Below are 23,677 nucleotides of genomic sequence, written 5' to 3'. Positions count from 1 at the left end.
AATTGGACCTCGTGTGAGAAGGGGGAGTGGCTAAACTAGTGTCTTTCCGGTTGTGACCATAATCTGTCTTTTAGGTCATGCCGCCTGCCAGCTGGCGCCTGCCAGTGGGCGCTATATAACCTGTGATAAACAGCAAGATTGCGGAGTCCGCTATGCAGAGTACATGTGCAGAAATTCAGGCCCAGGTATCCGACCGGGTACTGGAAATCACCATCAACCGGCCAGAGCGCAAGAATGCGCTGACCATGGCCATGTACTCGGCCATGGCGGAGCTGCTCAATAATGCTGCCAACGATCCGGGTATCCGGGTGGTCATCCTCACCGGTGCCGGCGGGGCTTTCACCAGCGGCAACGACCTGGCGGATTTTCTGGGCGGTTCTGCGACCGGAGAGGAGTCACCGGTATTCCAGTTCATGATGGCGCTGTACAACTTCCCCAAACCGGTTGTGGCCTCGGTCAGCGGTCCGGCAGTGGGTATTGGCACCACCATGCTGTTGCACTGCGACCTGTCCATCGCCGATGACGACGCGGTGTTCCAGATGCCGTTCGTCAACCTGGGACTGTGTCCTGAATACTGCTCCAGCTTCCTGCTGCCGCGGATCATGGGGCAGGCAAAGGCCTCTGAGCTGTTGTTGCTGGGCAAGAAGTTCGACGCGCATACCGCAGCGGATGTAAATATCCTCAATGAAGTTGTTTACTCCGGCGAAGCGCTCAGTCGTGCGCGGGGGTACGCTCGTGAGCTCGCGCAAAAAGCACCGGAAGCGGTGCGCCTGAGTAAAAAACTGCTGAGGCAGGGAACCATGGAGAACGGCCTTGCGGTTATTCGGGAAGAGGCCGGGCATTTCCAGAAGCGATTGCAGTCGGATGAGTTCCGCGAAGCAGCGACCGCATTCATGGAAAAGCGTCCCGCAGACTTCTCAAAGTTCGACTGATTTTCCTATTTTAAATTTATCTTTTAGTTCTCCAGGTTTAAGAGGTGGATTTATTTGGGGATAGTGTTCTAAAGGCTGCTCATTTGCAGCCTTTTTTATTGGCGATTCCTGTGCCTACTAAAGTGTGATGCATTTCTCTTTGTGGCTTCGTGAGTAGCTCTTTAGGGCTAATCGCGCGGGTTGTTTTGTGCCCTCGCATGCAATGGTGCGAGATTCTTTTTCGGAAAAACGTGAATCTCCTGAAGCCCCAGGTTCTGCAGGGGAAAAGGGGCATGATAAAAATTTTACGAATCGGTACACTCCCCTCATATTCTCCCGGTCGGGTAGGCCCCGGCTTGTAGCCTCGGTAATGAGAGCTTCAAGGATAACAGTCAATAATGAGCCGGGACTCTTCATGCGCGCAGTTGTGTTGCTGCGGCAACCTGGCTTTCAGGACAATGATGACGACATCTTTAATTTCCCCGGCTGTTTCTTTGGTATTGCGGGTCTCCATCCTGTTGATTCCCCTGCTGCTGTCTGTTGCGGCCCATGCTGAAGCGTCTGCGGTAACCCCGTTGTCCCCCATTGCGATCGGTGCAGTCGAGAGCGGTGATCAGCGGACTGGACAGCAGGCAATCTGGCACGATGTCAGCGGTACTGCGGATCTGGCGGATGCGCGGCAGGCACTGGCAGACGGTGGCTTTCAACCATTGCCGGGGGCGGGGTCGACAGGCCTGCAGAAGGGCAGTTACTGGTCTTATTTCGCGCTGGAAAATCCCACCGAAAAGTCCGTGCCCCTGAATCTGGAATATGTGGATCACCAGCTGATCCGCTTGCAGGCGTTTGCCCGTCGTCCGGCCTCAGGTCCTCATGCGGAGGGTGGGTTTGAACCCATTGCCGAGTTGGTAATGGGAGACGCCTTTTCCCAGCGCCCGATCTTCCACAATCGTTTTGTGGTGCCTGTTAATCTGGCGCCTGGAGAAACGGTTGAATTCCTGGTGCGCTTTGACTCGGAAGAGGCCGGTTTTGTCTTTCCTTCCATGCGTATCTGGAGCCCGCAAAAGCTGAGTCAGTCCCATACCGGTGAAACGGCGATTGTGGCATTCCTGTTTGGGGGAATTGCCCTGATTTCGCTTTTTTCACTGATCGTTGGCATGACCACAGGTGAGTCGAGCTTCTTTGCATATTTCGTTTACGGTCTTTCCAAAATCGTGGCATGGGCAACCATCCTCGGTTTCACCCACCAGTATGTGCTGCGCGACGGTTTTCACTGGAGCTATATGTCCGCCGCCGGTGCGGTAAGTATTCTGTGCGGAGTCATTTTCGACCGGCTTTTCCTGCAAACCCGCAAGTACACGCCCAGGCTGGATTACATCCTTATCCTGATGATGATCAACGCGACTGTGTTGTTGGTCAGTGCACTGCTGCAGGTGAAGGCGGTGGCATTGATCAGTATCACCCTGGCGCTGTTGCTGTATCCGGCTTCCACAGTCATCGCACTGGTGCGCTGGCGCCAGGGGTCCAGCGAAGCGGCGGTATTTGCGGTTGGCTGGACACTGCTGTTGATGGGGCTGTTTTACCAGGCGCTACGAGATCTCGGGTTGGTCGAGCACAATCTGGTCAATTACTACCTGCCGCCGCTGAGCTCATTTATCGAAATGGTGACCATTATGGCGGCGATGGGGCTGAAGTTGCGCCGGGTGCGTTTGCAGGGGCTGGAATCGGAGCGTCAGTACCGACGTCATCTGGAAGAGTCCAAGGTCAAGCTCGAGGGCCAGGTACGCGCGCGTACTGAGGAGCTGGAAAAAGCCAAGCTTCAGGCGGAAATGGAGGCGCGTACGGATCCGCTCACCGGCGTGCGCAATCGCCGCAGCTTCCTCGCTGAGGCAGATTTATGCATCAAGCGGGCCGAGCGCAAAGGGGAGCCCATCAGCCTGCTGATGTTCGACATCGATCATTTCAAGTCCATCAATGACAATCACGGACACGGTGTCGGCGACGAGGCTTTGCGCCTGTTCAGCCAGACGATTCAGACGAAAATTCGCGAAACCGATGTATTTGGCCGTCTCGGCGGTGAAGAGTTTGCGCTTCTGCTGACTGAGACCAAACCCGATTCACTGCATACCGCCGAGCGGCTACGGGACAATATCGCAAGCGTGCGCCTGTCGTGCGTGGATGGCTTTATCCAGTTTACTTCCAGTATCGGTGTTGCCCACGGGGCACCCGGAGACCCGGTAGAAAAGCTTCTGCGGCAGGCCGATCGCGCCCTGTACTGTGCCAAGGAGCGAGGGCGCAATATCGTGGTTGAATATCATCCGGAACAGGAACCCCACGGCGCGGCAGTATCGGCGCAGGCGCGTATTGAACTGGTAGATGAGCTGGAATCGGAATCCACGCTGGCAGCGCCAAGCCCGGAACCTGCCTGAATGGACGACTGCCCGGCGCTGCCTACGGAGTTGCCGCGGGCGTGCGTTGATCGTCAACGAACTTGCGCACCTTGTCCGGGTGATCGGTAAATACCCCGTCCACCCCGACATCCTCTAGATACAGCGACAGCAGGTCGTCAAAGCTTTCCAGATTGTCGGGCAGTTGCTGCGGGTCAGCGCGAAAAGTGTAGGGATGAACCTTAAGGCCGCGCTGGTGGGCGGTTGAGGTCAGCTGGTTGGGTACGTAAGGTTTGCTCCCTCCCGCTTCATCCACCAACATCGGAAGCCAGGGACCAATACCATCGGCGTAGCCCGCTATCGTTTTCAGTCCCTCTGGGGTGCGCATCCAGTCGTAGTCGTAATTGACCCACTTTCCATCCCGCTGTACACGCTTCTCTTCCCACTCCGTTTCTGCGATCAGCTGTATCAGTGGCAGGTTCATCTCCAGCTCCGGCATCAGTGTATTGTGGATATGCTGTAACTCTTCAGCATCGAAGCTCTGCAGAAATACTTTCTGTTTGCGGCTGGTATAGCCGTAACGTTTAAGGGTCTTCAGTACCTCGCGGGAAATGTCCCGTCCCTCTGCACGGTGGAAATAGGGCTTTTTGATTTCCGGATAGATGCCTGTGTCGTATTGCAGAGATACATTCAGTCCCTGGATCAACTCCAGCTCCTGCTCAAAGGTCACCAGTTCAAAGCGTGATTTCCACAGAGGGAAGCGTCCTGCATATTTCGGGAAGTTCCGGCTTACTGCGGATACAAAAGGGCCGGAAACCTGCAGGCGCTTGAGTTCCGCCAGCGTGAAGTCGATGGTGTAGAAGTGTCCATCTGCACGGGCACGCCCGGGGAATTTCTCCGCGACATCCGTAACGTTATCCAGATAGATATCGTGCATGACGATCAGGTGATTGTCTTTGCTCAGTACCAAGTCCTGCTCGATATAGTCCGCGCGCATGGCATAGGCCAGTGCCTTCGCCGCCAGTGTGTGCTCGGGCAGATATCCTGAAGCGCCTCGATGAGCGATCACTATGGGAGTATTTTCCGGCTGACCTGATGCATCCAGTGGAAGAAAACTGGTGAGGAATACTGCGATCAGGCAAGAACGGAGCGTCGGCTTGATGGGGTTGAAGGGCATGGGCAGTCCAGCAATTTATCTGTATTGCGCAAACATACCGTTACTCGGGAAGGGATAAAACCTCGGGGCGCTGAATCGAGCGCATTGTCATGAGGTTGAAATATTTATGCGCAGGAAAGTCCTGCGGCAGGATAGATACAAACCGGGTAGCCGGAAATAGCTCTCCTGGTTTGAGACCCGGGTTTTACCCCGGGCATGTGGAAAGGAGGTTACTGCACAATCTTGATCCACTCGCCGGGCTTGGGTTCGCCCCGCGGATAGTAGCCGTTTAACAGCCGCAGTTGTTCCTCCGCGTATTCGCCAATTTCCATATGTCGGGCGAGGGAGGAGAATGTGGTTTTATCGTTGGCCTGCACATACTTCACCCGCTTGATATCGGGTTTCACCACATCGGTTTTACGCAGCGGGCGGAAGCTGCGGATGCTGCTCAGGAACAGGTTATCGTATTCGCTGCTCTCTTCGCTATCCTGCTTTTTGTTGTTGATGCGGCCTTCGAGGATGTACTGGCGACTGCCGTAAAACAGCACTGCGACCCGGTCCGGTATATTCTCACCGGCCACGGGCAGCTTGCCGGTGTGCCCCTCAAGACGATACTGACTCAGTGCCTCGTCCTGCTCCAGGCTACGCACGTCGTATACACCGCGCAATGCCATATCTGCGGGCTGGTTGCCATCCCGTTTGTCTACTCTGATCGTCAGGGTCGCGGACTTATCCGGTGCCGTCCCCACGATTGAAGTGCGTTGATTTTCTACCGTCCAGCCGTCGGGGAACAACAGTGAAAAGCCCAGGCTCTTGTGGTTGAAGCGATTTTTCTCGCTCTCCTGGGCGTTCTGCCCGTACACAATGCCCTCGGTCTTTTCCCGGTAATACTCGACCTTGGTTATTTTCTTGTCTTCGGGCAGCGCGCCCGCTGCTTCTACCACCTCGCGCAGGCGCACGTCGTTGCGGGGGTGCGATGAGAAGACGCCGTGATAAGTCTGTTGCTTTTTACCCTCCACACGAGCGCGTCGGCGAGCGAAGGTCTCCTGGTCTTTGAGCAAGGCAATCACATTGATCATCGACTGTGGATCGTAGCCGGCGTTGTACATGTACTGTGCACCGAATTTGTCCGCTTCCAGTTCCATGTCGCGACCGTAGCCTTTTACCGCCGCAGTACTCCACAGGTTGGTCACATCGCCCACAACACCGCTGCCGGTGACCAGCACCGAAAGCACCGAAGCCACGCCGGCTCCGGTGGCAGCGGTTTTCTGTCGCACCGCGTGACGGGCGGTGATATGGCCCACCTCATGGGCGAGTACCGCGGCCATTTCGGCTTCCGACTGCAGATAGGTGAGCAGGCCGCGGTTAATATATACATAGCCGCCGGGCAGGGCGAAGGCATTGATATCCTGGCTGTCGATCACCGTAAAGTAATAGGTAAGATCTGGCCGGTCGCTGGCCTTGGCGACCTTTTGACCCACGTGCTCTACGTAGGCGTTGAGAATCGGGTCATTGTAGATGGGAGTGCTGGCAACCAGCTTCTCGTGCATTTCGCGCCCGATCTTGATTTCCTTCTCTTCCGACATCAGCACCAGGTCCGGCCGGTTGGTGGCCGGATTGAAGGCGCAGCCGGTTGCAGTGGCTAGCAGGATTGCTGCCAGTAGTTTGTTTATCGTGTGCATCTGGGTCTCCTGTCGTTATTGTTTCCAGTCGAGTGTTACCCGCTCAGCGGCTGGCGGACTGCGGCGGCAGCAGGAATTCCTGCAGCTGTGCGGCCATGCCTTTACAGGCATTGTTCTGTACGCGTGCGATCAGAGGGATAGGTACTACGATGGCCGGCATGTAGGACGTACCCTGGGCATCCGCGCTGATCTTCCCGGATAGCTCCTGATCGCGAAAATCCCATACGGACGCCTCATAATCGGATTCTTTGTCCCAGGTGCCGAAGCCGAAGCAACCGGCACCGGCAGTGCCGATGGAGCAGCCGATGGAGCCCGCACTGGAGGTGGTTTCGGTGGAGCCATCAATCCAAACAATATATTTCACCCCGTACTTTTCCATGCGATCTCGCACATCGGGAATATCCATCAGTCGATCCAGGGACTTGATATGCATGGGTGCAGTGCGCGGCTCGAACCAGGGATAGAGTGCATCGACAAACTGACCCTCCGGAATCACATTCACCCCGGCTTTGGGGTTATGCAATGTCTTGCCCACGCAGTCGATCAGGTCCGGCTCGGTTTCATAGTCGCTGGAGTGGCGCCGCCCGAGGATCACTACCGAGTCCCCCAGGGCCAGCTCGCCGGTACTGCGACGGTATTCATCGATCACCACGGTAGTACAGCCACTGGAAAGTAATGCCAGTACAGAAACTGAAAAAAATGCGCTCAGGAATTTCACCGGTACATCCTCCTTGTGATTCTCGCGAGGGTTTCAGCTGCGAAATTCCCGCGAACGGAATCTCCTGATTCCTGGTTACCTGGTTTCCCTATATGTGAAGGAAACTATTCGTTGTCACCCGTCTGCTGCATGCTCAGGGCGCGCTGCTTGTTGTCAATGAATGCCTGCAGTTCCGGCACCCGTTCAAAACCGGTATACAGGGTGGCGCCCGCATCGCGCAGCGCCACATTGATGGCCTGGGCCAGTGCGGCTTCCTGTGACTTCAGGAATGCAGTAGGGGTTTTGCCATAGGCGGTGATGACCCACTCGGCCACCGCATCCCCCTGCTGGTTATAGGCGTGCATGTCGTACTTGATCCACACCTCGAAGATATTCACCCGGGTTTCACGCGGCATGGTGAACTGGAGTTCACGCACCTCCGGCACAATCACCAGATCGAGGCCCGGTGGCAGGTTAGTCGGGTATTGCGCCAGGTTGATCGTCTCCTTGAACATGGAGCCGAGAACTGTCTCAAACAGGTTTTTCTGTGCGCGTCCGGTGTTGATATTCCATTCGTCTCGGTCGTCGCGATTTTCACTGTAAGTAAAATCGCTGAAGTCATCGCTCAGGTAGACTCCTACCGTCAACGGATGCGGATTTCCCACCGGGGCAGGAAATTCTCCATCCACCGAGACGGTGTGAGCGCAGGCCGTTAGCAGGCCAGCCACCGCGAACAGCGACAGTCTCCTGAGCGCGCCAATTCCATTGAACATCCGATTCATGTGCTGCTCCCGGGTCTTTCTCAACCCTCTGCATATCCTTTGCTGTGTGTCAGCGGAAGTCATTCAGGCCGACAAACGTGCCGCCATTCCTGTAAGTGAGTTCGCGCATCAGTGCCGCAAAACGCAGGCCGGTGGTCTGCAGGTGCAACGGACGAGAGAACTGGATCGGGAAGCCGATGGCATGGATCCGCACCATGCGCTGGTCTTCTCCACGCTGGGCATTCACCCGGTCTACCGCCATCATCACATTGCGAATGGATTTGCCGGTAAATTCATCCCCGAGTACATAGATACTGATTTTCTTGTTCGGGTCGTAAAAGGTGCGCACCGCTTTCTGGATGCCCTCCACCGGACTCGAGTTGCTGAACGGGTTCCACGAACGCAGGCGATCAAGCACTGCCTTGCGGCGTCCCGGTGTATCCGGAATCCAGCGGTTGCGATAGTTGGAGAACATGTAGTCCCCCATATCGTTCATCACCTGAATACCTTTCACGTTGGGATACAGGTTCAGGGTGTTGACCATCTCGTCGATCATCCGGTCCCAGCCGTAATTGAACATACTGCCGGAGGTGTCGATGATGAACAGGATGTATTCGCTGTCCACGGGAATGCCGCCGATGACGTTGTTCTTGCGCTGGTAGTTTTCTCCCAGCAGCCGTTTCATTTCATCGGTCATACTCTGCAGGGCAATGGTTAGCTCGCCCTTGAGTTTGCCTTCCTCGGACTCACCCTCGGTTTTCCTGGCGTACTGGGCATGTAGTGTTTCCAGCTCACCCTTGAGCTTGGCAATACGCTTGGTTTCGATATCCAGCTGCTCTTTCTTGGCATTGAGGTCGCGATTCAATACCGAGGTCTCGCCGCGGATTTCCGCCAGCTGCTCCTGTAGCTCCTGCACCTGTCCGTCCAGATCCAGTTCGGCTTCTTCAAGGACGATCGGCTCTACAGTCTTGGCGATCATTAACAGCAGTACGATGGCGCCGAAGCCGCAGCAGATCACGTCCAGAAACGAGATGCTGAACTCTTCCTGTTGTCGTTTGTTACGTCTACTCATGGCCAGTCCTTAGAAGGTGCGAGGAAAGACCCCTGGGTTTCCATGGCCAGTTTCCAGAACTCGCTGGCGGCAAAGGGGTCGCCTTCCATGGGGGCCAGGACCACGTTGACCGGGATGCTCTTGGGCAGGGCGTCCACCGCCGTACGGAACAGCTTCAGGCGTTCCTTGCCGGAAATGGTGTTCCCGCGTGGCGACTTCATTCCCTGAGTGGGCAGTCCATCGGTAATCAGGATGATATTGTCCGGCAGAGGCGACATGTTGTTTACCGCATTGAAAATACGCTCCAGGCTGGTGCCGTTTTGCGGCACTATGGCATCCAGCTCCTTCATCGCGTTGTCCATCTGGTCCCGGTCATCTACATTCAGCCAGCGGTCTTCAGTGCCCACAATGGCAGCGCGGAAGCCGGTGTTGAAAGTGTAGATCTGGTACTGGCTGTCCTGGGGGAATTGCGACACCAACCAGGACACCGTCTGTTTAGCGCGGCGCCATTTTTCCGTGTCGCGTTTGACCGAGTCGGACATATTGCGGGTACGGATCACCTTGATCAGTTCGTCGCCCAGCATACTCGCGGAAGAGTCCAGCAGAATGAGGATGCGATCACCGCCAAGGCGCAGCCCGGTGAGATATTGCCGATCGCCGTCGCCGACAAACTTGCGCACGTTGTTGCCCAGTTTCTTGTTTTCTTCTTCCAGTTGCTTCTTGGCCTGCTCGAGTTTCTTTAGTTTTTCCTGCAGGCGGGCGATATCCATTTCATCGGTACTGCTGTCGACCTCCGCAATGTTGCCCTTTACCTCCTCAATCTGATCCATGATGCGTCGGGCGAGCCCCTGGGCCTTGGCCAACTCATCACTGGTGGTGTCCAGGGTGTTGCGCGCCAGCACGAGGTGCTCGCGCCCGAACTGGACCTCTTCCTGCAGCAGGTTCACTTCCGCTGACAGGTCCTCGTTTTCAGCCTGAATATCGTTGTCGGAGCCGTGTTTGATGATCAGGAAGATCAATGCGACGGCGCCAAAACCGCAGGACATGATGTCCAGAAACGACAGGCTGAACGCTGTAAACCGCCGTTTTTTACGCGCCATAATGCTCCACGCTGATCGCAGTGATTACATCATCAAAGTTGGCCGCACCGATCCGGTCGCCGGCAGTGAGGTTGACCGGCGCGGAGATTTCCTCGCCGTTCAACATCAGTTGCGCACCTGCATCCACGCGCAGGGCAAGTCGACCTGCGTGATTGGTTATGGTGGCTGCCGGGTGGCTGGGTGGGGTGGGTGTGACATTGAGTTTGCCTTCCTGCCAACTGACAAACAGCGGGTGCTGTGCGGCCAGTGCGCGATGTCCGTAGAGCAGGTGGGTGGCGCCGGCCTCGGCCGCAGCGTTGACCTGAACCGCCACCTCGGTAGTCGGCGCAGCGCTCATACTGGTAATCAGCCGCAGGTTGCCGCTATCGCTGTGAATTTCCTGCCAGCGCTTTTCCGCAGACTGTGCCACGGCGTTGTGCGGCAGCAGGTGAATGCGCTCGGCGAGCTGGGCGCCACCGGGAATTTCCGCCCAGCGGTGGGAGACGAAGACAACGCTGTTGGCTTCACCGAGATTTTCGATCATCGCGCGCACCCGCGACAGTATCGGGGTGCTGGCATCCTGCAGCTGCCGCAGGCTGACTTTCGCAGTGCGGTCATCCAGCTCTGCCATCACTTCCCCCTGGCGCATGGCCTTGGCGATCCACTGGGGGAGCATGTCGTAGAGCTGTTGCTCCGCTTCGGCAGAGTGCAGGGGGTCAAAACGACACTGCATGATGAAGGCGTCGGTAAATATCCGCGCCCACGCTTCCTGGAAGTGCTGCAGTCCCGCGTCGGTGACGGTTTCTGCAATATCCAGTTCCGCCTGTTCGTGTACCACCACGCGGCTAACCAGGGTCTGATGGCGGTGCAGATCGATATAAAGATGTACACCGCGCGGTGCGCAGCTGCTGATACAGGCGGCGGCAGAATCTATTAATGCCACCACGTTGAAGGGGCTTTCCTTGATCACCCCGAGTAACAGCGCGAGCTGCTCGCGAGTGAAATTCCCCGGTACCGCGAGCGCAACTTCATCCGGCAGGTCACACAGCTCCGCAATATGCTGCAGGTGGCAGAATGCGAGGTCCGCGTGGTGGCGACACCCGGGATTGTCAGATTTGACTGACTCCAGACTTAGCCGGCGCCAGAATTGCTGGTTTACCTGGGTGGGGTGGCTGCGCGCGCGCATCAGCGCGCCGGTACCGGTGAGGATCTCGCGCGTATTGATGATGGCGACGCCGGGGCTTTCCAGTATCTCGTTATTACCATCGAAAACACGCAGGCCGCAATCGTTGATTTCCAGTACACCTTTGCTCATGGGAGCTCCTGTTTCCCTTATCGGATAGCCGTTTCCCTGGCTACCCGCTGATTATTCCATTTGCTGTCTTCTGTAGAAGGTGGTTCCGGTTAGTCGGGAGCCGCGAGGGCTCAGCTGACTTTCAGGAAGCGCAATAACTTGTTATCGCAATAGTTCTGAGTATCCAGTACCAGTCGTTCCTGCATCAGCTGCAGCTGGTGGGTGAAGAACATGATCACGATACTGATGACCAGCGCGATAAAAGTAGAGTTGAAGGCCACACCCAGGCTTACCGTGACTCCGGCAATATCGCCCTCCACCGCGCGATGCGCCTGCGCCAGGGCTTCACCGATACCGCGTACCGTGCCGATAAATCCGATGGAGGGAATCGCCCAGGTGATATAGCGCACCATGGCCAGTTCGGAGTCCAGTCGATCGCCCTCGGTTTCACATACTTCTTTTACCGAGTTGGAGACGGCGGCAACGTTGCGGGTAGATCCGAAGCGCTGCAGCGCGGTTAGCAGAGCGCGGGGCAAAAGGAAGTTGCGCTCTTCCTCTGGGAGCGCCTGTATCGGTCGTGATAAATCCCGCGCATCCTCCGGTAGGATTGGGGTGCCCTCGCTTACATTGAGCAGTGCCTGATCCAAGAGTTTGCGTTCGCGCATGCTGCGTCGGGCCTTCAGCCCCATAATCGCCATGGCCCACAACATCAGCACGAAACAGGCCTCCTGCTCGTAGTCGCGCATCACAATATAAATGGAGCGCTGCTGGATATAGGTTTCGCCGGCTTCTTCGCGGGCCATCTGTTCTTCGATCAGGGCGTCGGCATTGGGCCGGATGATGGCCACGTAAATTGCGTGGACCAGGATGATTGCCCCGAGTAGGGCAAACAACTGGAATACAAAATCTGAAGACTTGAATTTCATGGGTTTTCCCGCTTTTTTGTGGGGCCATTCCTTTGGCAAAGGGCCCGGGTATTGCTCTGATTGTGTCCGTTCAATCGAGTGTTACTTGCGTACTTTGGTGATTCGTTAAATATCCACCGGGTAGGAGACGGAAAGATCTTCGGAAATTTCTTCCGAGGCCTCGTAGTTATCTGCGCTCTGTGCGCTCTGCGCCTTTATCTTGGCCGGCTTGGCTGGTGCCGTCTTTTCACTGACTGCGGCGTTACTTTTAACCGATTCCTGCTGTTCGGCTTGTTGCGATTTTTTCGTTTCTACAGTGGTTTCAGTTTCTGTTGTTTGCGTGGTCTGGCTAAAGCCGGGTACAGCGAAGCCAGTGAGTAAAAGGATGGAGACGAGTGCGCCAGCGCGGCTTCGCGTTGCCATCGCTTTTTTCACTATATAACTGCAATTGGGGGTATCCATAACACTGCCTCGCTTGTTATTGCCTGGCCTTATTGTCCGCAGCTACTCAGTTCACCCAGCGCGCCACGCGGAAGCCGATATCGTCACGCCCTTCTGCTCCATAGTCTCGGTAAGAGAGACGCAACTCGGTAAGCCCTGCGTGTTTCCAGCTTGAGCCGCGTACCACGTGATAGTCTCCGTCCTGTGGTCCCACGGGGTTTTCTTCCCGCTTCAGTGAGAGACCAGTACCTACGGTGTACAGGTCGTGAATCCACTCGGAGACATTGCCGCCCATGTCAAACACACCCATGTGATTGGCTCCGAAGCTGCCGACGGGCGCGGTGGCGGCATAGCGGTCGTTGTAGGTGCGCAGTACTGCGGGGACAATCTGGCCGGCACTACTGTCGGCGTAGTTGCCGGAGTTTTTGCCCACAGGCAGAGAGTCGCCCCAGGGGAATTTGCGCATCGCGCCGCGTTCGTAACGGGCGGCCCAGGCCCACTCCGCTTCGGTGGGCATGCGGTAGCCGTTCGCGCTCGCGTCGAATCCGACGATGCGACCGCGCTCACTGCGATAGACCTCTTTGAGGCCGTCGCGAGCACTGAGCCAGTTGCAAAAGAGTGCCGCGTCGTTCCAGCTGACATTCACTACCGGCAGGCTGTCATTATCGAGACTGATACCATTGGTGTGACTGGAGCTGTGCATGCGCTTGTAGCGGCGATATTCCTGATTGGTAACCTCGGTGGCGCCGATATAAAACGGGCGGGTGAGGGATATTTTACGCAGTACCTCATTGGCGCGACGGCCCTGCTCTCGACGTGAGGAACCCATGGTGAACTGGGTGTTTGGACGCATCAGCAGCATCTTGCCACCGGCGCCGTGGGTAATCTCTGCGGCGACGTTACTCCAGCGTGCCTGCTCACCGGTCAGTAATACTGCGCGCACCGTCTGCTTGAGTTTGCTGGAAGGCACGATGGTGGTCTGGTAATCCTCGTAGCCGGATTTGCGAACGGTAATGGTGTGGCTGCGGGTCGGCAGGGTGAAGGTCTGTCCGGCTCTACCGGCGAGCTTGCCATCGATAAATACCTGGGCATCCTCGGGGCTGCTGGAAATGGAAACTTTGCCGAACACTGCGGTGAGCTGCACGTTCATATCCCGCAGATCACCCGCGCGCACATCGACGGTCCGCTCAACCGTACTGTAACCATCGAGGAAAAAACGCAATTCGTGGCGACTATTGGATGCCAGTTCGAGGTCCATGGGGGTCTGCCCGCGGAACTCTCCGTTGACGGTAACACTGGCTCCCGGGGGATTGGATACCACGCGCACGGTACCGTCCGCAGCGTTCAGGTCCACGGTCGCCAGTGTCTGGTCGACTCCCGCGGTCACCGGTACCGGCACCTGCGCGGTTTTGTATTGCGACAGGGAAATATCTAGCAACCGATCTCCCTGTACGAGTTCGGCGGTAAGCGGTGTGGTACCTAGAATTTTTCCCTCGACACTCACCGTAGCCCCGGCTGGGTTGCTGGTGATGTGTACGTTGGCCCAGGCAGGGCGCAATTTGGCTGTAAGCGTCTGCGTATTATCCAGCCCTTCGATCTCGATTTCCTTGCTGAACGGCAGGTAGCGATCTGTAAGGATGGTGATGCGCTTGCGGCCAGCCGGAATCGCTTCGGCGAGACCGTCACTGCTGGTGACTTCAGTACCGTTCACGAGTACCCGCACGGGCACCTGAGGATCGGTAACTACCTGCAGGTGTCCCGGCAGGCGTTCGAGATTGACCGCATGGCGGCTGTTGCTGTCGCTACTGACTTCTACTTCGCCGCTCTGCGGGATATAACCTGTAGCGCTGATGGTGTAGCTGTAATGTCCGGGTAGTACCAGGTGGCCATCACCCAGAGGAAGAGCCAGGCCGCTGACGGACACATCGGCATCCGCAGGTTGCGTTTCGAAGATCAGGGAGCGTGCCACCAGCAGATAAACCAGCATTAAAGCGCCCACTAACAGGCAGCCGGCAACGGTGATGGCCTTGGGAGAAAGCAGCAGTTTGTTGCCGCCGGAGGAAACCGGGGCCGGGGTGAATCCGATCGGCTGGATGACCGATACATCTTCATTTTCCGGTTCGCTATCACGAACGGGTACCGCTTCCTTGGCTGTCATTTATGATTTCCTGTTACTGCGTACTTATTGGTTTTAACGACGCTGCTTTACTGCCTACCGGATCACGGGTTTGGCGCCGATCTCCTGTCGGCCCCGGGCTTGCTACCAGAGACAAAGCCGCGCATTTCAGCTTAGTCCGCTCTGAGGCTTGCAGGCTCTGGACCGGTGTTTTTGGCGTGGGATTTTCTGTTTTACCGACACCGGGACGACAATTTCGTCCACCCCCGAAGTATTCACTTAAGGGCGTTTTTGGCGTCGTAGGTAGTTTCAGAAAATGGGCGGGCAGTCAGAATATCTGCGAGGGCCCGCGGACAGTTACGTCAAAACCTGGGTGACTCCAATGTCACACAGCTTTTGATCTGCCCGCGGAAAAAGGGTTTCAGGTTTCAGGATTTATTGGCGCTGTTAATTTTCTCCGCACACTCGATGGTGACCACCGGTGATTCGGACGAAGGGTCGACGACAAATTCCTGTCGCACATCGCGGTACCCGTGACGGGTACCCACGGCGGTGTAGCGGCCGGGCTTGAGGGCGATTTCGCGCTCGGAAAAATTCCCCAGTTTGCCCACGTGGTAAATGGTGACGTGCGTACTGGCATCCGATTGCAGCAATACGGTAATCGGGATCAGGGATTTCGTCAGTGCGGTTTCCAACTGTTCTATCTGCCCCTGCAATCGAGGAGTACTGGCGTTTAACGCGCGTGCCTCAGCAAGCACCTTGCGGGCATACTGATTGCGCTTGCTTTGACCGAGGAGTAGTGGGTCGCCGAGTAAATCCTGCAGTTGATCATCCAGTTTGGCTCGGGCTTGCGAGCGCGCCTTGCCGGTGATGGCCTCTACCAGGCTGCTGTCTTCAGCGACCAGCTTGCCGTACTTCTCGACCGCCTTGTGCCATTGTTCCTGCTGTTCGTTATCTGCGGCGCTGGCAAACAGTCGATCGATTCGGGCCTGGGCGATACCGTTCTCTGCTTGTGCAATACCTACTCCGGGATCGGAGGCATCCGGCTTCAGTTTCCGCGCTTTGACAAAAAACGACTTGGCATTGTCATATTCACCTTTGGCGATAGCCGCATAACCGGCGGACATCGCCTCGCTGTAATCGCGCTCGAGAATCGCCGCGTTCACTTGTGGCAGTAGCGTCTTGGCGGGTGCCGTATCGCCATCCAGTTCCAGTGCTTTTTCCAGCTCCGCCTTTGCCGTGTCCAGAGCGTTTTCTGCGAAGGCTTCCTTACCCGCAGTAAAGTGTGGCCACACTTCGGGCAGGACCTCAGCGCGCGCCTTTCCCTTCACGCCGCGGGGGTGCTCTTCGGATATGGTGAGTACCAGGTCAAAAGCCTTGTTGGCCGCCTTGGCATCGCCGCTATCGAGGGCGCTGTTTCCTTCCGCGAGATGTTGCTCAATGCGCTGGGGAATACTGTCGCGCAGCTGCTGCATACCAGCCAGAGCTTGGCGGTACTGCTCCAGCGCCTGCATGAATTTGCGCTGGCGATAAATTCCGTCTGCCTCTTCTGCAAGGGTGCGAGCGGCAAAGTATTCTTCCGCAGCCCAGGTTTCCACTTTTCGTTCCAGAAGTTCCTCCTGCAGTTGCAGTATTTCCTGCAGGACCTGCTGTACCTCTCTGCGCTGTGCAGTGATTTCCGCTTGGGAATAAGGGGACTCCTGGATCTTTTTAACTGGCGTGGCTGGCGCGCCACCGTCCTGTACCGGGCCGGCAACTCGGGCTACCGTCGGCTTTTCAACGACCTGGGGTAACACCCAGAATACGCCGACCAGAGCGGCGAGCATACCGCTGCCCAGTAGGATTGGAATCAGTTTTCCACTACTGGGATTTTTGTCTGTAGTGCTCGACTGCGGGCCGGGTTTGACGGCGTCGCCGGTAGAGGAGTCGCCACCGAATGAAAAGTCGGCGGGCTGAATGAAAGACTGATCTTCCGATGATGAGTCGCGGTGTTGCATGGTATTCCCGCTATGTTCGCTGTTATTTTCGCTCGCCGGCCCGCGGTGCGCAGCGCGCACAGGGCCGGTCGGACACGGTTACTGGCTGGCCTGTGACTCAGATGTCACTCATGCCACCGGTTTCTATCTCGTACATTTCCTTGAGCAGCTCGCGCCACTGGCGGTACTGGTTTTCCACGGAGCCGGAGAGGGTCACAGTGCGATCTTCCAGTTCCACGATTCTGGGCTCTACTTCTGCCTCCATGGAATCCCCCAGCTCCTGCAGCGCCTCGATATGCATCTTGGCTTCGGAGCGGCGGTCAAAGCCGCTTTTTACCAGATAGCCGCCGCCGGCTACGGCCACATTACCCGCCTGACGGGCGGCTCCGCCGCCGGCGCCAGCTGCGGCGATACCGCCGACAATGGCTGCGACACCCATGATGGTGTTGTTGCGCGCTTTGCGTTTCAGTTCGCGCATCTGTTTCACTTCTTCATAGCTCATGGCACGCCACTCCTGATAGGGCGTTTCCATGGTTTTGACGAAGGTGTCGTAGTAGCCCTGTAGCGTATCCACGAACAGGTAATCGCGTTCGCGAATCTGGCGCACCCGCATCAGCATCGGATCGTTATCCGCGGGCAAGGCGGTGAGCTGGTATAGCCCCTGCTCATCCTGGACCAGATAGCGATCGAATGCGCCGGGAGAAAAACTGCGGGCAAATTTAATTTCGGAGATGGTGCGCAGCTCAGCAATGTATTGGCTCGACAGCCCCTGACGATAGGTGAGCAGGTCGTTGGAAATACGGTTGTAGATTCCCTGGAACGCATCTCCTTCGGTGGGGTGCTTGCGGTCGTAGGCGTAGTGGGAGGCCTGCTCGGTGTACTCTTTGGTAAACCATACCTGGCCGCGGGAATCGGTGGCGGTAACCTCCACGGTCAGGGTTTCGCCATCGGACTGCACGATAGTTCCGGTGACGGTTACGTCGATATTGGTGCGCTCACTGGGAATTACCCGCACGGCGCCCCAGCCCTGGCTGGATTGCAGCGCATCCGCGAGCGTTACCGCGATATAGCGGGATTCGGCGCGGCGTAACTCTGGAAAAACCAACTCGTCTTCTTCCGGTTCCGCTTCCTGCTCGAGGCCCGCGTTAAATTGCACGATGCCCACATCCAGCAGGCGATTTTCTGCGATCGCCGCATCCTCTACCGTCAACGGGGTGTAGGCGGTGGTGCGGACCTCGGTTGTGGTGCAGCCGGCCAGCACCAGTAAGCTCAGTGCCAGGCTGCACAGGGTGGTGCGTGTGTGCGAGAAAAACATATCACTACTCTCCCTGATGAATACTCATCTTCATTTCTGTGATTTTTTATATTTCCGGTACTCTTCCCAGAGTCGCTCTTGTAATTCGGGATCCGATTCGCGTATGGCGGCTTCGCGAATCTGACGGGCGACCACGTCATCGTCATCACCACTGGGAATATCTGCAGGTACCACGGCGGCTGATCCGGTGTGGTTGTACTCGCCCTGACGCCCTTTGGTGGGCAGTCCGGGGCCGGTGGCCTGGCCGCTGGAGTTGTTCTGTTCAGGACCGCCGCCCTCTTCACCACTGCCGGCGGGCGGCGCGCCGCCGAATTCCTCCTCGGCGGTTTTGATCAGATCTTCCAGTGATTCACCCGCAGGGACTTCTTCTTCGGCCGCTGCTTCTTCCTCCGGAGAGGCGGGGCGGTTGCGGACGTAGTCCCGTTCGCGCAGGATCATGCCGTCGTAACTGGCCATGGTGGATTCGAACTGTCCTTCCAGTTCGGCGACCCGCTCTGCCGAACTCATCGGCGCCTCGTTAGGAGCCTGGCTGCTTCCGCCAGGCTGGCCGCCCCCGGCCGCACTCGCTTGCGCGGCACTTTGCTGTCCACCGCTCTGACCACCACCGCTCTGACCCCCACCGCTCTGGGCCCCGGCAGGGGAGCTGCTAGACGGAGAACTGCTGGATGCGCTACTCGGTGCACCGCTCGAAGCGCTGGCTGAAGCGCTACTTGCAGAGCTGGCACTGCTGGAAGAGGAACTACTGGACGATGAGCTGCTGGACGACGAGCTACTGGACGAGGAGGCGCTCGCAGTTTTTTCCTCCTCGGAAAAATCGATTTCATCCGGCGGTTCGCCTTCGCTGTTGGATGACGGATCCGGCGGCATGCGGGATTCTTCCGGGCGCTGGTCGGAATCGCTGTATACCGGTGTAGAAGGATTGCCGCTGGCACTCGGGTCCTGCGCACTGCTGCTGGACGAGCGCGAGCGCCTCTGGGATTCCGAGCCACTGTTAGACGCGGTGGAAGCCTGTTGGCTGGAGCGGTCGCCGGACTCGATACTTGGCATTGAGGTATTCGGCTGAGCAGGACTGCTCGATGTCGATATGCTTGGACTGCTCCGGCTGCTGCTGGGCGAGCTGGGTGACGGCATGCTGCTGGCCGTAGAGGGGCTCGACTTGGATTGGCTCGACGATGAGCTGGATGACTGAGATTGGGATTGTGACGAACTGGACGAGCTCGACGAGGATTTCTGTTGCGGTTGGGCTTGCGGCTGCTGTTGTGTCTGCTGGTTTTTACAGCCGCTGATTACTGCCGCCAATACCACTACAGAGGCGAGAGCTTGCCAGCGCAGGCCTGAAAAATCGGATGCCGGTTTGTGTGCCGAACGGCGGTTAATGTAGTGTGTAATCTTCCGTAATGCCATGAGCTTTCTCCTGATGCGTTCACGGGCCGCGGCGAAATCGCGGCGACCCGTTTTTCTCCTTGTCTGTTCGACAGTTTTTGTCTCTCGGGGTTTGCAGGCTTGAGTATTTCTGGTGCCAGTTTTTACACTGCGCAATATGGCTACCCGATTTTTTTCCTGTGTCCCGGCGGACGCAAACCAAACCTCGCTACATCAGTCGAACACGATGATTCCTCTTTCCTTCAAATTCTCTTCAGTCGAATACAAATCTCTGGACGATACCGGTAGTTTCCACCGGTTCTCCATTCTCAAACCGCGGCCGGAACTTCGCTTTTTTGAGTACGTTGCGGACCCGTGAACGAATGCTTACCTTGTTTTCCGGCTGCGCACTCAGTATCTGTATATTGCGCGCCTTGCCGAATGCGGTGACGTCGTAGGAAACCGTCACATAGCTATTTGCCAGTGCTTCGCGATCTTCATCCAACAGCGGCAGAGTCGGTAGTGCTGCAGGACGACCGAAGATCTCATCGATCTCCTGATTGGTAGCGCCGTTGTCCCATAGTGCCTGGTAGGCCTCACCGTAGGTTTCGCGCGCGGAGTGCCACTTGTTGAACATCATGTACCAGTCACCCAGTTCCACTTTCGCTTTCGCAGACGCGGCCGGTGGTGAACTCGGGTTTTTCTGGTAAACATCCATGATCTTGGTGATCGCGGTTTTACCCGAACTGAAACTGTTGATGCGGTAGTGGTCGAGTTGCGCGCGGCGCTGCTGGTCCATATTGCCGCCGCCGAAACTGGTGTTAACCACAATGGCTTCCTGGGGTTCGCCAGAATAAGTGGCGAGGTAATAGTTAGTCGCCTTGAGGCCGCGCAGCGCCTCCACCAATCGCAGGTCGTTGGCGCCGAAGTTCTGAGAAATGATGTCTACCGCCAACGCATAGAGGTTGGTGGCATTGATCAGATGCTCGAACAGGGTGGCTCCTTTTTCGTCGATATAGGCCTGCAGGTGCCAGTTGCTCAGTTGATTGATAATCGGCAGCATGCGCGGGTCTTTTTCCCCGTAATTTTTTGCGTGCAGCCAGAAAAGATATTCGTGGTTGTCATTGGCCTCTTCCCACTGGTTGAGCGCTATCTGGCTTTCGATCATGCGCTCGATCATCGGTACCTGGTTGAGGGAGTAAAGCCCTTCGTTTACGCGATTTATCAGCATTGCGCGACGGAATTCTGAAATCGCCAGCTCGTGTGCGCCACTGCGTTGCAGTGCGGAGCCGAGCCCCATCAGTTGCTCATCCAGCCCGGCGCCGTAGGCTCCGTACTCTGCTTCCATTTCCTCGATACGCTGGCGGTAATCATCCGCAGCTTTTGATGGGCGCAGCTGTCGTTTGGGTTTTTCCAGTGGTTTTGAGGCCGCTTCTATATAAGCCGCTGGAGGAGCCTTGGCATTGTCGAGTGCGGAGATTTCCTCCGCCGCAACAGAGCCACACAGCAGAGCTGAGGCTGTAAACATCAAGCCGATAGCAATAGTGTTGCTGGTATCTGTCTGTGTCACGGTAGAACCACTTCCATTCCATGTTGTGCCTGACTCACCGGCGACTGTTGAACAGGCGCCGCCGAGCTCGAAACCCGCGATCAAACGGTGGTGATTGGCAGACGCATTTGCGGCCACCGCAACCCCGGTTACACGGGACTTCTCTCCCTGACGTGTGGTTCGTCTACTTTCCTGCCGGTTACCCGGTGTGCTGTCGATATCGACACTGGACTCTGGCGATGAGGAAACTTCTCAAGCCGAAAAATGGCATTGGTTTCCCTTGCATTTGCTGTTCACCGTCCATGTATTTTGAGTATAGCCAACGAATTTTCGTCCTTTGCTTCCCCGGGTGGGGTGGCGCGCCAGCGGCGATTTGTACTGTCTTGTCGGCGCTGTTTGCTGATACGACAAAAGATTTTTACCGGTGACGACGTTGTGTGCCCAGTGGCGTAGATAGGCGCAGAGACGACCTGTTCAGGGGTTTCTTGAGTCTGGCAGCAGGGGCTGAGGTGGGGGGGGATTCTCACAAAAGCGGGTGCCAAAAATTTCGCCGTGAGAAAAATTCTGTCGGCTGCGGACTCCTGTGCCGCTGGGGGAGGGCTAGCTTGTCGGTTGAGGCTTCCTGTCTCCCGACTAGGGTACTGATCTTCTCCGGTGACGCACTACGGCCGGTTTGCCAAGAGGAATAGTTCGTCGAAGAGATTTTCGTCCTAATAGTGGTGTTAAATAGACTTATTTATTGCGCAATCTATCGGTATATTGGTTGCCATATTTGGAAAGTGCGGCGGATAGAGCCATAATCCGTCGGGTTGACCGTAACTGTGCAATTTCAGTGGGAGCGCTTTGTGAGCATAACAATACAACCAGAAGCCATCGCCAGCCTGCGGGGATTTGAAATGCCGGAGCGCCTTGGCTTCGGCACCGTCATGGCCCCGGTGATGTTCCGTGCCCGCTACCAGGACGGACGCTGGAGCGACGGCGAGCTGGTCCCCTATGGTCCCCTGGCCCTGGATCCGGCGGCCAAGGTGCTGCATTACGCCCAATCCTGCTTCGAGGGCCTCAAGGCGTACCGCTGTGGCAGTGGAGTCGGTCTGTTTCGCCCCGAGCGCAATGCCCAGCGCATGGCGCACTCTGCGCGCCGCCTGTGCATGCCTCCGGTACCCGAATCCCTGTTTTTGGACGCGGTTCGTACCGTGGCGGCACACTGTGCAACCCTGATCCCCGGCAATAGCGGCGAGTCCCTGTATATCCGTCCCTTCCTGATGGGCACCCAGCCGGATCTCTCGGTCACTGCCAGCCGGGATTACGAGTTTTACGTGATTGCCAGCCCCTCCGAGGCCTACCATGCGGGCAGTATGCGCCTGTGGGTAGAGCGTGAAGACAGCCGCGCTGCCGTGGGCGGCACCGGTGATGCCAAGGTGGGCGGCAACTATGCCGCGTCACTGCTCAGTATTGCCCGTCTCAAGGAGCGGGGATACGACCAGTCGCTGTGGCTCAATCCCGGAAACCGTCACTCCATTGACGAGCTGTCCGGGATGAATTTCTTTGCGGTGATGGATGGCAGCCTGCATACCCCGGCGTTGAATGGCTCCATTCTCGAAGGGGTTACCCGGGATTCCATGCTGACCCTGGCCCGGGACATGGGGCTAGAGGTACACGAGCGGGAAATGGACATCGATGACCTGTTGGCGCTTGTGGCATCCGGAACCTGTAGCGAGGCCTTTGCTTGCGGCACCGCAGCCATTGTCAGCCCGATCAGTGAGCTGGGAGACGGCGACAAGCGTTACCGCCTGAGCAAGTCTCCTGGGCCGGTCGCCGAGCAGCTGCGCGGTGCGTTACTGGATATTCAGGAGGGCAGGGCAGAGGATCGCTTTGGCTGGATGCAAATGGTGCAGGTGGCGGGGTACTGACGCGAGTTTCTCCCGGAGGGAAAAAAGCCTGACGGCTTATATTTCCTTACAGAGTCTAGATGCGTCAATTTCCGACGTTCGAGTGCATTAGTAGCACTCGCAGAAATGCGGTTGTTTCCTGTGGAAACGGCCGCATTTTTTTTGCGTAAATTACCACCCTTGCGTTGACTTGAATGACCGGGGTGTTACAACGTTAGAGTGCCCTGAAAAATACTGCTATCGCTGTGGTGTAGGCGGCACGGTAGATTTCTCGGCTGGAGTTCGCGCCCTGCGCGAGCAATACGCTGACGGCTTGTTACCGGCAGTGTCAACAATAAGAAACTGGAACTTTTGGGAAAAGCCTTTGGCGGTATCCCTCACTTTGACAAGTAGTATCCAGATCAATTTGAGACATAGGAGTCGGGTTACGTCTGTGGCTCCTTAGAAGGCTCTCCCCCACGGTCACAAGCCGTGCGGTTCCTCGCGAGTGAGGAGAATGGGAATGCTGAATCACCTCTACGGCCTGATGGTACAACCGCGCAGGCAGTGGCATGAAATTGCCGGTTTGTCTGAAAAAGGATTCAACCGTCAGATCCCTTACGTCGTTGTCCTGGCCTTGTTGCCCGCGCTCTGCTGGTACTTCGGGACGACAGAAATTGGCTGGAATATTGGCAGTGGCGGTCAAGTGCGCACCCTGACCAGTAACAGCGCGCTTTCACTGGTTGCCGTGTTCTACGTCACCATGATTCTGGCGGTGGTCGCTGTCGGTTACTTTATTCACTGGATGGCAAAAACCTACGGCGCCAAGACGCACCCGATGAAGGGTATTGTGATTGCGAGCTTTACTGCCACGCCAATTTTTATTGCGGGCGCTGCCGGTCTTTATCCGATCCTATGGCTGGATATTCTGCTTGCCACCCTGGCAGTGGCCTACGCGGTATACCTGTTGTATGTGGGGATTCCCATAGTGCTGGATGTGAATGAGGAGCGTGGTTTCCTGTTCGCCAGTGCAGTGGTTACTGTGTGCCTGGTGATGGCCGTGGTGGTGATGGTGGCAACGGTACTTTTCTGGAGCTATGTAGCCGCCCCGGTATTCCAGCATTGATCAG

General features: G+C 56.8%; 18 protein-coding genes. 4 read left to right on the top strand and 14 right to left on the bottom strand.

Annotated elements, in window-relative coordinates; all coding sequences use genetic code 11:
* The first annotated feature begins 152 nt into the window (after positions 1-152).
* Together ACONT6_RS13455 and ACONT6_RS13450 are read left to right on the top strand one after the other, a co-directional pair.
* Complete coding sequence (locus ACONT6_RS13455; protein ID WP_428818977.1) at positions 153-932, top strand: enoyl-CoA hydratase; 780 nt, start codon at positions 153-155, stop codon at positions 930-932.
* 440 nt (positions 933-1,372) lie between these two features.
* Positions 1,373-3,337 (top strand): sensor domain-containing diguanylate cyclase, encoded by a 1,965-nt coding sequence (locus ACONT6_RS13450; protein WP_428818976.1) that lies wholly within the window; start codon positions 1,373-1,375, stop codon positions 3,335-3,337.
* Between the two features lie 22 nt (positions 3,338-3,359).
* On the opposite strand, the gene glpQ is transcribed toward ACONT6_RS13450, so the two are convergent.
* From glpQ to ACONT6_RS13380, 14 genes are all read right to left on the bottom strand, one after another.
* Positions 3,360-4,472 carry a glycerophosphodiester phosphodiesterase gene (gene glpQ / locus ACONT6_RS13445; RefSeq protein WP_428818975.1) on the bottom strand — a complete coding sequence of 371 codons (1,113 nt, stop codon included), beginning with the start codon at positions 4,470-4,472 and terminating at the stop codon, positions 3,360-3,362.
* Between the two features lie 209 nt (positions 4,473-4,681).
* Positions 4,682-6,133, bottom strand: coding sequence for a M48 family metalloprotease (locus ACONT6_RS13440; protein WP_428818974.1), 1,452 nt, complete (start codon positions 6,131-6,133; stop codon positions 4,682-4,684).
* A gap of 43 nt (positions 6,134-6,176) precedes the next feature.
* Entirely contained in the window at positions 6,177-6,851 is a 675-nt protein-coding gene (locus ACONT6_RS13435) for a hypothetical protein (protein ID WP_428818973.1), read from the bottom strand.
* 104 nt (positions 6,852-6,955) lie between these two features.
* Complete coding sequence (locus ACONT6_RS13430) at positions 6,956-7,612, bottom strand: hypothetical protein (protein WP_428818972.1); 657 nt, start codon at positions 7,610-7,612, stop codon at positions 6,956-6,958.
* Positions 7,613-7,661: 49 nt separating this feature from the next.
* Entirely contained in the window at positions 7,662-8,663 is a 1,002-nt protein-coding gene (locus tag ACONT6_RS13425; protein WP_181252308.1) for a vWA domain-containing protein, read from the bottom strand.
* On the bottom strand, positions 8,660-9,742 hold the full coding sequence (locus tag ACONT6_RS13420) for a VWA domain-containing protein (protein ID WP_428818971.1): 1,083 nt from the start codon (positions 9,740-9,742) through the stop codon (positions 8,660-8,662). The genes ACONT6_RS13425 and ACONT6_RS13420 overlap by 4 nt, the downstream gene beginning before the upstream one ends.
* Positions 9,732-11,036, bottom strand: coding sequence for a hypothetical protein (locus tag ACONT6_RS13415; protein ID WP_428818970.1), 1,305 nt, complete (start codon positions 11,034-11,036; stop codon positions 9,732-9,734). Before ACONT6_RS13415 ends, ACONT6_RS13420 begins: the two co-directional genes overlap by 11 nt.
* A gap of 110 nt (positions 11,037-11,146) precedes the next feature.
* Positions 11,147-11,941: a MotA/TolQ/ExbB proton channel family protein gene (locus tag ACONT6_RS13410; RefSeq protein ID WP_078085171.1), complete on the bottom strand. Its 795-nt coding sequence runs from the start codon at positions 11,939-11,941 to the stop codon at positions 11,147-11,149.
* Positions 11,942-12,046: 105 nt separating this feature from the next.
* A complete protein-coding gene (locus ACONT6_RS13405) occupies positions 12,047-12,382 on the bottom strand; it encodes a hypothetical protein (RefSeq protein ID WP_428818969.1) in 336 nt (111 codons plus the stop codon).
* Between the two features lie 46 nt (positions 12,383-12,428).
* Positions 12,429-14,519 (bottom strand): PEGA domain-containing protein, encoded by a 2,091-nt coding sequence (locus ACONT6_RS13400; RefSeq protein ID WP_428818968.1) that lies wholly within the window; start codon positions 14,517-14,519, stop codon positions 12,429-12,431.
* 386 nt (positions 14,520-14,905) lie between these two features.
* Positions 14,906-16,474 carry a hypothetical protein gene (locus ACONT6_RS13395; RefSeq protein WP_428818967.1) on the bottom strand — a complete coding sequence of 523 codons (1,569 nt, stop codon included), beginning with the start codon at positions 16,472-16,474 and terminating at the stop codon, positions 14,906-14,908.
* A gap of 97 nt (positions 16,475-16,571) precedes the next feature.
* Positions 16,572-17,768, bottom strand: a complete 1,197-nt coding sequence (locus ACONT6_RS13390) for a hypothetical protein (protein WP_428818966.1) — start codon at positions 17,766-17,768, stop codon at positions 16,572-16,574.
* 30 nt (positions 17,769-17,798) lie between these two features.
* Positions 17,799-18,815 (bottom strand): hypothetical protein, encoded by a 1,017-nt coding sequence (locus ACONT6_RS13385; RefSeq protein ID WP_428818965.1) that lies wholly within the window; start codon positions 18,813-18,815, stop codon positions 17,799-17,801.
* A gap of 589 nt (positions 18,816-19,404) precedes the next feature.
* Positions 19,405-20,700, bottom strand: coding sequence for a hypothetical protein (locus tag ACONT6_RS13380; RefSeq protein WP_428818964.1), 1,296 nt, complete (start codon positions 20,698-20,700; stop codon positions 19,405-19,407).
* Between the two features lie 824 nt (positions 20,701-21,524).
* Here ACONT6_RS13380 and ACONT6_RS13375 point away from each other — a divergent pair.
* On the top strand, positions 21,525-22,589 hold the full coding sequence (locus ACONT6_RS13375) for a branched-chain amino acid aminotransferase (protein ID WP_428818963.1): 1,065 nt from the start codon (positions 21,525-21,527) through the stop codon (positions 22,587-22,589).
* Between the two features lie 481 nt (positions 22,590-23,070).
* A complete protein-coding gene (locus ACONT6_RS13370) occupies positions 23,071-23,673 on the top strand; it encodes a Yip1 family protein (protein WP_428818962.1) in 603 nt (200 codons plus the stop codon).
* Positions 23,674-23,677: the final 4 nt, after the last annotated feature.

The organism is Microbulbifer sp. MCCC 1A16149, from assembly GCF_050368945.1.
Taxonomy (GTDB): Bacteria; Pseudomonadota; Gammaproteobacteria; order Pseudomonadales; family Cellvibrionaceae; genus Microbulbifer.
Note: the sequence above shows the minus strand (reverse complement) of the source record. Positions and strands in the feature narration are given on the sequence as shown.

What these genes read in the sequence shown, in the direction of transcription:
- ACONT6_RS13455 (WP_428818977.1), top strand. Translation starts at nt 153, where the DNA reads ATGCAGAGTACATGTGCAGAAATTCAGGCCCAGGTATCCGACCGGGTA.
- ACONT6_RS13450 (WP_428818976.1), top strand. Translation starts at nt 1,373, where the DNA reads ATGACGACATCTTTAATTTCCCCGGCTGTTTCTTTGGTATTGCGGGTC.
- glpQ (WP_428818975.1), bottom strand. Translation starts at nt 4,472, where the DNA reads ATGCCCTTCAACCCCATCAAGCCGACGCTCCGTTCTTGCCTGATCGCA.
- ACONT6_RS13440 (WP_428818974.1), bottom strand. Translation starts at nt 6,133, where the DNA reads ATGCACACGATAAACAAACTACTGGCAGCAATCCTGCTAGCCACTGCA.
- ACONT6_RS13430 (WP_428818972.1), bottom strand. Translation starts at nt 7,612, where the DNA reads ATGAATCGGATGTTCAATGGAATTGGCGCGCTCAGGAGACTGTCGCTG.
- ACONT6_RS13425 (WP_181252308.1), bottom strand. Translation starts at nt 8,663, where the DNA reads ATGAGTAGACGTAACAAACGACAACAGGAAGAGTTCAGCATCTCGTTT.
- ACONT6_RS13420 (WP_428818971.1), bottom strand. Translation starts at nt 9,742, where the DNA reads ATGGCGCGTAAAAAACGGCGGTTTACAGCGTTCAGCCTGTCGTTTCTG.
- ACONT6_RS13415 (WP_428818970.1), bottom strand. Translation starts at nt 11,036, where the DNA reads ATGAGCAAAGGTGTACTGGAAATCAACGATTGCGGCCTGCGTGTTTTC.
- ACONT6_RS13410 (WP_078085171.1), bottom strand. Translation starts at nt 11,941, where the DNA reads ATGAAATTCAAGTCTTCAGATTTTGTATTCCAGTTGTTTGCCCTACTC.
- ACONT6_RS13405 (WP_428818969.1), bottom strand. Translation starts at nt 12,382, where the DNA reads ATGGATACCCCCAATTGCAGTTATATAGTGAAAAAAGCGATGGCAACG.
- ACONT6_RS13400 (WP_428818968.1), bottom strand. Translation starts at nt 14,519, where the DNA reads ATGACAGCCAAGGAAGCGGTACCCGTTCGTGATAGCGAACCGGAAAAT.
- ACONT6_RS13395 (WP_428818967.1), bottom strand. Translation starts at nt 16,474, where the DNA reads ATGCAACACCGCGACTCATCATCGGAAGATCAGTCTTTCATTCAGCCC.
- ACONT6_RS13390 (WP_428818966.1), bottom strand. Translation starts at nt 17,768, where the DNA reads ATGTTTTTCTCGCACACACGCACCACCCTGTGCAGCCTGGCACTGAGC.
- ACONT6_RS13385 (WP_428818965.1), bottom strand. Translation starts at nt 18,815, where the DNA reads ATGCCAAGTATCGAGTCCGGCGACCGCTCCAGCCAACAGGCTTCCACC.
- ACONT6_RS13370 (WP_428818962.1), top strand. Translation starts at nt 23,071, where the DNA reads ATGCTGAATCACCTCTACGGCCTGATGGTACAACCGCGCAGGCAGTGG.